General features: G+C 39.0%; 7 protein-coding genes. 1 reads left to right on the forward strand and 6 read right to left on the reverse strand.

Annotation, left to right across the window (positions count from 1 at the left end; translation table 11 throughout):
• Positions 1-84: 84 nt before the first annotated feature.
• The 6 genes from ezrA to HMPREF3237_RS01355 form a co-directional block, all read right to left on the reverse strand.
• Complete coding sequence (ezrA, locus tag HMPREF3237_RS01330; protein WP_070888589.1) at positions 85-1812, reverse strand: septation ring formation regulator EzrA; 1728 nt, start codon at positions 1810-1812, stop codon at positions 85-87.
• A 79-nt stretch (positions 1813-1891) separates the two neighbouring features.
• On the reverse strand, positions 1892-3838 hold the full coding sequence (gene gyrB / locus HMPREF3237_RS01335; protein ID WP_070888590.1) for a DNA topoisomerase (ATP-hydrolyzing) subunit B: 1947 nt from the start codon (positions 3836-3838) through the stop codon (positions 1892-1894).
• Between the two features lie 14 nt (positions 3839-3852).
• Positions 3853-4416, reverse strand: a complete 564-nt coding sequence (locus HMPREF3237_RS01340; RefSeq protein ID WP_006145878.1) for an HAD family hydrolase — start codon at positions 4414-4416, stop codon at positions 3853-3855.
• A gap of 109 nt (positions 4417-4525) precedes the next feature.
• Positions 4526-5074 (reverse strand): DJ-1 family glyoxalase III, encoded by a 549-nt coding sequence (locus HMPREF3237_RS01345; protein WP_070888591.1) that lies wholly within the window; start codon positions 5072-5074, stop codon positions 4526-4528.
• A 10-nt stretch (positions 5075-5084) separates the two neighbouring features.
• On the reverse strand, positions 5085-6308 hold the full coding sequence (locus HMPREF3237_RS01350) for an FtsW/RodA/SpoVE family cell cycle protein (protein ID WP_070888592.1): 1224 nt from the start codon (positions 6306-6308) through the stop codon (positions 5085-5087).
• 11 nt (positions 6309-6319) lie between these two features.
• Positions 6320-8791 (reverse strand): bifunctional DnaQ family exonuclease/ATP-dependent helicase, encoded by a 2472-nt coding sequence (locus HMPREF3237_RS01355; protein ID WP_070888593.1) that lies wholly within the window; start codon positions 8789-8791, stop codon positions 6320-6322.
• Positions 8792-8912: 121 nt separating this feature from the next.
• Here HMPREF3237_RS01355 and HMPREF3237_RS01360 point away from each other — a divergent pair, with 121 nt between their 5' ends.
• Positions 8913-9098: a hypothetical protein gene (locus HMPREF3237_RS01360; protein WP_070888594.1), complete on the forward strand. Its 186-nt coding sequence runs from the start codon at positions 8913-8915 to the stop codon at positions 9096-9098.
• The last annotated feature ends 55 nt before the right edge of the window (positions 9099-9153 follow it).

The raw sequence follows: 9153 nt of genomic DNA on the forward strand, positions 1-9153 counted from the left end.
TCAATGAAAATATGGAATAAATTCATGTTTAATATAAAAAGTTAAGTAAAAGAACCCTAGCTAATTCTAGAGTTCTTTTAGAGACTAGAAACGAATACTTTCTCTTGTTTTCTCATAAGAAGTAACAAAACGGCTCGTTACTCCAGGTTCAGCAACTTCTAATGCTTGAGAGATTTTTTCAAAAGATTCTTGATAATCAAAGGTTGTTTCAAAGATATTCAAGGCTTCTTGGAAAGCTTGTTGAATACGGTCATCAAATGATCTGTAACGGTTAGAATATTGAAGCAATTGTTCTGTTAGTGTTGCATTTTGGACAATACTGTAGGTTTCTTCTTCCAATATGTTCATATCATTTGTAGCAATCTCAAGGATACGATTGACAGATTCTATATTCACTTGCGCTTGATCCAACTCAGCCATCAAGTCTTCTGTACTATGACTTGCATCAAAGAAGAGCTTCAAGAAATTCTGTGGAATTCCTGGAAGGTTTCTCTTTTCCATATAGCGCTTGATAGTATGAAGACGGTTAACATATACATTTGCTTTTTGACGAGCATTGATGTCATCTTTTTCAATCTTGACTAAACGTTCGCTAACAGCGATTTGATTATCTTCAATATCCTTCAATGTAGATTGGAGATTTTCGAAACGTTCTTGCAAGACAGAATATGCTTCTGTAACTTCAGTTTGATCGTTAGTCGCTTCTTCAATCGTTGTATTCAAGGTCGAGATATCTGTTTGAAGGCGACGAACTTTATTCACATCACTTTCAGAAATTAAGTAGGTTTTTCCAAGACGTTCGATATCCTTTACCAATACTTGATTGTTTTCTTTCAAGTGTTGTAGATATGTAGGAAGGGTAGCCACCAATTTTTCGAAAGCTTTATGAGCAGTAATTTCACGTGTAAAAATATCATAAAGCGAATTGATCTCTTCTTGAGTCTGGGTATTTTCATACTCAGCGTTGTCTAGTTCCAACTTACGAATATTCTCTTGATTGTTTTTCAAGTTTTCATATAGTAGTTGAAGGCGAGATTCAATATCTGTTTCAGTAAAATGATAATTATCATCTAAGAGCTTACGATAACCTGCTTCTAAATCGTCAAGTTGATCCGGTAATTCAGTAGACAGCTTGGTCACGATTGCCGGAACTCTTTCAACGATATGTGTCAAAGCTAAAATATGATTTTCTACGTTATCCAAAATTCCTGCTGCTTCAACCGGATCTCCTGATGAATTCAAGGTTACAAATTGAGAAAACTCGGATTGGATATTTTCCAATTGTTTTTCAATTTCTGGAAGAGCTTGACCATATTTTTCTGAATCTTCAGCTACAGTATTTTGTAGTTTTTCGAATAAGTCTAGGGCATGTAATACACGTCCACTATTTTTTGATTCTTGTTTTTCTAGATCAGACAAAGCATTTCGAATTGCAGCAATATCCTCTTCAACAAGTTCGATTTGACTTTCAATTTGATCAATTTGGTGCTTAGCTTTCAAGAAACGGAATGAGTTGTTGAATCCTTCAGCTTCAAAGAGGTTGTTCTCGATGTCTGCAAAAGAGTTAAGAGACAAATCAACCCATTTTTGGTTCCACTCTCTAAAGGCAACCTGACTTTGACCAATCAGATGCATATTTTTTACAACCTCTACCTCATCATTAACAGGAAGGTTATATAGTTCTTCTTTTTTTTCTTCTAAAGCTGTAAGTCTACTCTCATTACGTTTACGAAGCAAAATTGCTACAGCAAAAGCAATAAGAAGCAGAACTGCGATTCCAATCAAGGTAATAATCAACTGATTATCTGACATATCAAACTCCTTTTATACTTGACACAATGTACTGATTATATCATATTTTTCAAGCCTTGGGAACTATTTTCCAATTTTTTTAAACGTCAAGGGTACTGTATACCGCATTTTCTTCAATAAATTCCCGACGTGGTTCTACACGATCTCCCATAAGCATATCAAAAATTCTATCTGCTTCGGCTGCATCATCTACTGATACACGGGCCATGAGACGATGTTCAGGATTCATCGTAGTTTCCCAAAGTTGGTGGTCATCCATCTCACCAAGTCCTTTATAACGTTGAATGGTTGGTTTAGAACGACCTTCGCTGTAGCGAGCCAACGCTTCTTGCAAGCGGGTTTCTTGTTCTGCTCCTGGTTGAATATATTCTTTAATTTCACTACCAACTTTAACACCGTAGATTGGTGGCTGTGCAATATAAACATAACCCGCTTCTAAAACAGGTTTCATATAACGATAAATCAGAGTTAACAAGAGGGTACGAATATGAGCTCCATCGACATCGGCATCTGTCATGATAACCAGTTTTTGATAGCGAGCTTTGCTAACATCGAACTCAGCGCCAAATCCTGTCCCCATAGCTGTGAAAAGACTGCGAATCTCCTCATTAGCTAAAATCTTATCCATGCTCGCTTTTTCAACGTTAAGGATTTTACCACGAATTGGTAAGATAGCTTGGAACTCACGATTACGTCCTGATTTTGCAGAACCTCCTGCAGAGTCTCCTTCGACAATGAAAAGTTCAGTTTCAGCTGGATTATTTGATGAACAGTCCGCCAATTTACCTGGAAGATTTGAGATTTCTAAACCAGATTTCTTACGTGTAACCTCACGCGCACGTTTGGCAGCAACACGCGCTTTGGCAGCCAAAATCCCTTTTTCAACGATACGCTTAGCAATCTGTGGATTTTCCAACAAGAAGTCAGAAAATGCATCGCTGAAGAGGCGATTGGTAATCTTCACAACTTCACTATTTCCAAGTTTCGTCTTGGTTTGACCTTCAAACTGTGGATTTGGATGTTTCACAGAGATGACAGCAGTCAAACCTTCACGGACATCCTCACCTGTTAGGTTATCTTCGTTATCTTTTAGAAGTTTATTTTTACGAGCATAGTCGTTAATGACACGAGTTAAGGCTGTACGGAAACCTTGTTCATGCGTTCCACCTTCATGGGTATGAATATTGTTAGCGAAGCTCATGACATTTTCATGGTAACCAGTTGTGTACTGCATAGCAACTTCGACTGTGATATCATCCATTTCACCATCTGTGTAGATTGGTGTATCAAAGATAACATCCTTGTTTTCGTTAATATATTTAACGTAACTCGCAATACCACCTTCATAGTGATAATGTTTGGTTTGTTCAAGTCCTTCACGTTTGTCAGTAATTGAGATTTGAAGGCCACGGTTCAAGAAGGCTAACTCTTGAATACGTTTATTTAATTTGTCAAAGTCAAATGTTGTTGTCTCTGTGAAAATTTCTGGATCTGGTGTAAAGTGTACGATTGTTCCCGTTTTATCTGTATCTCCAATCACCTTGAGATCAGCAACAACATGTCCACGACGGTATTCTTGGTAATGAATCTTTCCGTTTTTGTGAACACGAACATCCAACTGGGTTGAAAGGGCATTTACAACGGACGAACCTACACCATGGAGTCCACCTGAAACCTTGTAACCGCCACCGCCAAATTTCCCTCCGGCGTGAAGAACAGTAAAGACTGTTTCAACGGCAGGACGCCCTGTTTTTTCTTGGATATCAACTGGAATTCCACGACCATCATCAATAACTGTAATCGAATTATCCGGTTCAATAAAGACCTCGATATGACTAGCGAATCCTGCCAAAGCCTCATCGATAGAGTTATCTACGATTTCCCACACTAGGTGGTGAAGACCTTCTTTGGCAGTTGAACCAATGTACATTCCTGGGCGCATACGAACAGCTTCCAGACCTTCCAAAACTTGAATTTGGCTGGCATCATAATCTTGTGCCTGTTGGTTTTTAATATCTTCTGTCATTTTTCCCCTTTTTCTTACATGTCTATTGCTTGTTTTAAGGCCACAACGTTCTCAAAGAGATAGGCATCTAAACCTGCAGCATGTCCTGCTTCTACATCAATGGCACGGTCACCAACGACTAGACCTGATGTTATATGATACTTATCACGTAAATAAATCATCGATTCAGGATCTGGCTTACGTTTAAATCCTGAACTAGCTGTCACTACTTCTGTAAAATAGGTGGCTATTTTGGTTTTTGAGAGAATCTCCAACACTTGATTATCTCGATGAGAAACTAAGAAATTACGACCACCTTGGTCTAAAATCTTTTCCAAGAGAGCAGGAATTCCTTCAAATAATACTGGGTGTTCAAGCTCACGAGCTTCGTTTTCTTTATATTTCTCAAGAAAGTTTTCAATTTCTGGAGCATACTTTTCGATGGCAAAGGCAGTCGAAACCTTCAAAGCTTCGTAGACACAGTCGTGTTCCTGCTCAATTCCAAACTCTGCTAATGTCTCCACAAAAGCGGCTGTAGATGTTTCATAATTATCAAGCAGAGTCCCACCTAAATCCCAGATATAATCGTGATATTTCATACCCTTTATTATATCATTTTTTTATGAAAAAAGCGATGTTTAGCTTGATTTTGACCTTAAAAAAGAGAAGAATCTCCTCAAGTAAGAAAGATCCTTCTCAGTTTCCTTTTTATTTCTCAAAAACGTCTGTGTAGAGCATGCCATTTCTTAGTGACTCAGCATCTCCACCCAGTGTCTCAACCAAGTGGTAAGCAAAAGCTAAAGCTGTTGCTGGTCCACGGCTCGTAATGATGTTGCCATCTACGACTACTGTTTCTTTATGGTAGTGACCGTCAGCAATTTGATCTTGGACGCCATCGTAGCAGGTAAAGTTTCTTCCCTCTAGAAGACCTGCTCGATTTAAAGCAATTGGTGCTGCACAAATGGCCGCCACCTTTTTACCAACTTTCTCAAATTTTTGGAGTTCAGTGATTAATTGTTCATTGTCCCGCAAGTGGGCAGCGCCAGGCATACCTCCTGGAAGGACAATCATATCATACTCTGATAAATTACCATCAAACACTCGATCGGCTTGAACTTGAATAGCATGGGATCCTGTCACTTTATCTTCAAATCCTACCATATGGCAGGTGATATGTGCGCGGTGCATGACGTCTACGACCGTCAAGGCTTCAATTTCTTCAAAACCATTTGCTAGGATAACTGCAACTTTAGGCATAGCGACCTCCTTATTTCACTTTTTTCAACACAACTTTTTTACGTTTAAATCTTGTTCGACCACTCTTTTCGTCAGCTAGGTGTGTTTGATAACTCATAGATAATAGCAGACCAACACCGATGAGATTACTGATAATAGCCGACCCCCCTTGAGAAATGAATGGCAAGGGGATCCCCGTCAGAGGAAGGAGTCCTGTTACCGCACCGATATTTTCAAAGATGTGGAATAAGAGCATCATGATAAATCCAGTGGAGATATAGGTATAAAATTGATTGTTAGATTTCAGAGTAATCTTTAACATGCGATAGATGAGGAGCAGATAGAGTGCAATCACAACAACTGAACCAATAAAACCGAAATCTTCAGCGATAACTGTGAAAATCATATCACTCTCTCGAACTGGAATGAGGAGATTGGACACGTTATAGCCTTGACCAAATACACCACCACTACCGATTGCAATTTGCCCCTGTGCCTGTTGATAGGTAGTTGTCTGAGCATAATCAAAGGGATTGAGCCAAGCTAAGATACGGTTAATCTGATAAGTCGGCATCCCAAGCTGATGCATAAAGGTACGGCCATCTTTTGTGATGAAGATAGCTAAAAATCCCGCAATTGCTGATACAACCGATACAAGGACTGGGATGATAATCTTCCACGAAACCCCTGATAATAAGACAAGACCTGCAAAGATTGCGACAAAAACCATTGCCGTCCCAAGGTCACTTTGCAAAGCCAGTAACACTAAAACTGGAATCGTAAAAATAATCATCCAAAAAATCAAAAGGAAATCTAAACCAATCGTCCGTTCTCTATCCTTATATTTTTTAGTGAACATTACAATCACATAAGCCAGCATCAAGATATAAGATATCTTCATGAATTCGGAAGGTTGAAAAAGCGTATACCCACTAAATGACACCCAGTTTTTAGCACCTGTTGCAGCCACTAAACTTGGATTATAAAAAACCAAAGGCAAGATCATCAAGGCAAGACCTAGACCGTATAAATAGGGAGTGGACTGCCATAAAAATTTTGTGTTAAAAAACATGACTACAAAACTAAAGATAATCCCTAGGGCTATCCATGCCAGTTGTTGCCCAAGTATAGGCCAAACATTGTTTGGGTAGTCATGACTTACTGCTATATAAATCGCTACAACTCCGATTACCAACAAACAAAATACTGGTAATATTAAACTATAATCGACCCTAGAGTCGAATGAACGCTTCATAACGGTCTCCTTCATTCTTTCTGGTATTCATTTCGTTGTTTATTTAAAAAATCTTGAACGTTGACAAATACTTGCTCTCGACTAATATTCCTTACTCGACTAGTGCGAGACAAGGCCTTGCTGATTTGTTTGCCATATCGTTTACTTGCCATGCGGCTATCTAGAATCAGAACTGCAGAGCGTTGCCCCACTCGACGCATGGTTCTTCCAATTGCTTGCTTGAGACGAATAATTGCCATAGGAAGTTGGTAATCATAAAAAGGATTCTTCCCTTCCAAACGGAGTTCTTGATTCATCTTTTTGGTGAAGGGATCCTCTGGATTTTGAAAGGGCAAACGTGTCACCACTTCAATAACCCGAGGATGTCTCGAAAAATCAACACCTTCCCAGAAACTTCCAGCTCCAAGTAAGAGCTCACGCTCTCCTTTTTCAAAGCGTTTTTTCAATTGAGCTGGTTCCCCGTGCTTATACTGGGCTAGATGGGAAATCCTCAAACTATCTGATACCTGCAACAATAGATCTTTTGCAGTAAATAAGACTAAAATCGGTTCTTCGAGGTAGGACAAATCTTCTAGAACTTCCACAATTGCTTGAGCATACTCGTCATTCGAAACCTCAGTCACCAATGGAAAATCATTTACCAAGAAAATTTCTTGATTTTCTTGAAACTGTTCGTCAAGGTAGTAAAAGCTGGCTTGAGGAAAACCTAACAATTCTGGCAAGGAAACTCTACTACTAATTTCTAGGGTTGCAGAGATTCCGAGAAGCTGACAGAATTCTGGAAATATCTGAGAAAATAGTAAACGCTGATTGCGACTAGAGGTAATCTCGATTTTTTTACTCGAAAGTTCTGAAACTGATAACCAAAATTCTCCTTCAGACGAGAAAAATCTCTGATAGTCTTTAAACTCAGCGAGACTCAACTCTGAGAAATCCTGTCGAAGCTTATCAATGCTACTAGCTGGGCACATCTTACGTTTACCAGATAGAAACTGCTCCAGCAGATAAGAAAGCTCAAAACGAATGCTCTCTAGCAGACGTCTTTCAAGCATGCCTTCTTCAGTAGATAGAGCTTGGTCTAATTGTTCTAGCAAATCTGTAAGCAAATAAGATTTTCGAGAAAGATTTTCCAAGGTCAGCAAGATTTTCTGAGCTTCATCTAAAATCAAGAGACGTCCCTCTAGAAGACTCGGATCATCTTCAAGTCGAGTAACGAGGTAAGCATGATTGGTCACTAGCAACTTACAAGAACGCGCTTTTCCCTGACCACGTCTCCAAAAATCCTCTAGCCAAAAGAGAGAGTCTTTGTGAAGGTTGCCATCGTGTACCAAGTTCGGCAAAAATTGCTGATAGCGATAAAGCTGCCCAATTTCGTCTAAATCCCCAGTATCTGTTTCAGTCAACCAAACTAGGAGTTGCATCTTGAAACGCGTATACAAACGATTAGATTCTTCTTCCTCCAACACCTCATAAAAAGCATCTAGTTTCAAGTAATTCTGTGGCCCTTTGAGACTGTGGATAGAGATATGAAAAATCTCCTCTAGTCTTTTTGCCTCCTCTTGCATCACTTGATTTTGAAGGATTTTAGTTGGAACACTGAGCAGGATGCCCTCTTCATGTTCAAGTGACAAGGCCGGTAGGAGATAACCATAGGTTTTTCCAATCCCGGTTTGAGCCTGAATAAAGGAAATGGCTTCCTCTTGCAAGCACTCTTGAACCTTTTGAGCGAAACATTTTTGCAGTTTTCTCTCTTCCAAACCCAACAAGGAAATATTGGTCTCGAAATCTTTTGAGAGTTTGCGTGGAGAAAGGACTGGCTTCTCTTTTCTTAAGAATAGGCCTTGCACCTCTACCAAGTCATGTTCAACTAGGATTGACTGCTTTTGATAGACTTCCTCGATGACCAGATAAGATTCGTACAATAAGCTATCTGACAAACTCAATAAACGTTCCAACAAACCTTTTGGAAGCTGAAACATTTTTTGTCTCATGCAAAGAAATAGTTCTGCAGTTGCTTGGGCGTCTGATAAAGCTGTATGAGCTTGCTCAAGAGAAATCCCTAACTCTTTACAGAGAATTCCAAGATTATACTTTTCAAGCTGAGGATAAAATACTTGAGCCAACTCAACCGTATCGATACGAGGTGTGCGTAATTCATAACCTTCAAAAAAGAGGAATTCTGATAATAAATTGGCATCAAACTGGACATTATGCGCAACAAAAATACCGTCTTTGACCAGTTCAAAAATCTTTCCAGCTACCTGAGAAAACTCTGGAGCCTTTGCTAAACGCTTATCAGTCAAACCCGTTAATTCTTTGATATGAGAATCCAAGGGTTCATGCGGATTGACATCAGTGGCATATTGCTCAACAATCTCACCGTCTTCAATGACTACAATTCCCACTTGGATGATTTTTGCCTTGCTTCCAGTACTTGTTGCTTCTAAATCTACAACCACATACCGATCATTTCTAACATTCATCACTAAAAATTATATCAAATTTTACACTATTTGACACCCATGAACTTTATTTGAATAGTCAAGTTTCTTGCAAGATTTGAACAAAAATGATTGAATAATGAAGTAAAAAGAGAGGAAACTCATGAATCCATTAGATTTGTTTCATCAAGTAAAAGAACTCGTTGAGAAAAAAGATTTTTCTGCAGCAAAAACATTTGTTGAAGAAAACAAGGACCAACTCGGTGACTACCTTAGCCAAGCGCAAGCATTGGTTTCAGGTTTAGAAGGACTTGACGGTCTTGTAGATAAGGTCAAAGGCCTCTTCTAATAGTCAAAAGGCACCTGATATTGATATGATACCTCTTAAGTAGACATGGTAAATA

This window comes from Streptococcus sp. HMSC34B10, from assembly GCF_001839505.1.
Lineage (GTDB): Bacteria > Bacillota > Bacilli > Lactobacillales > Streptococcaceae > Streptococcus > Streptococcus peroris.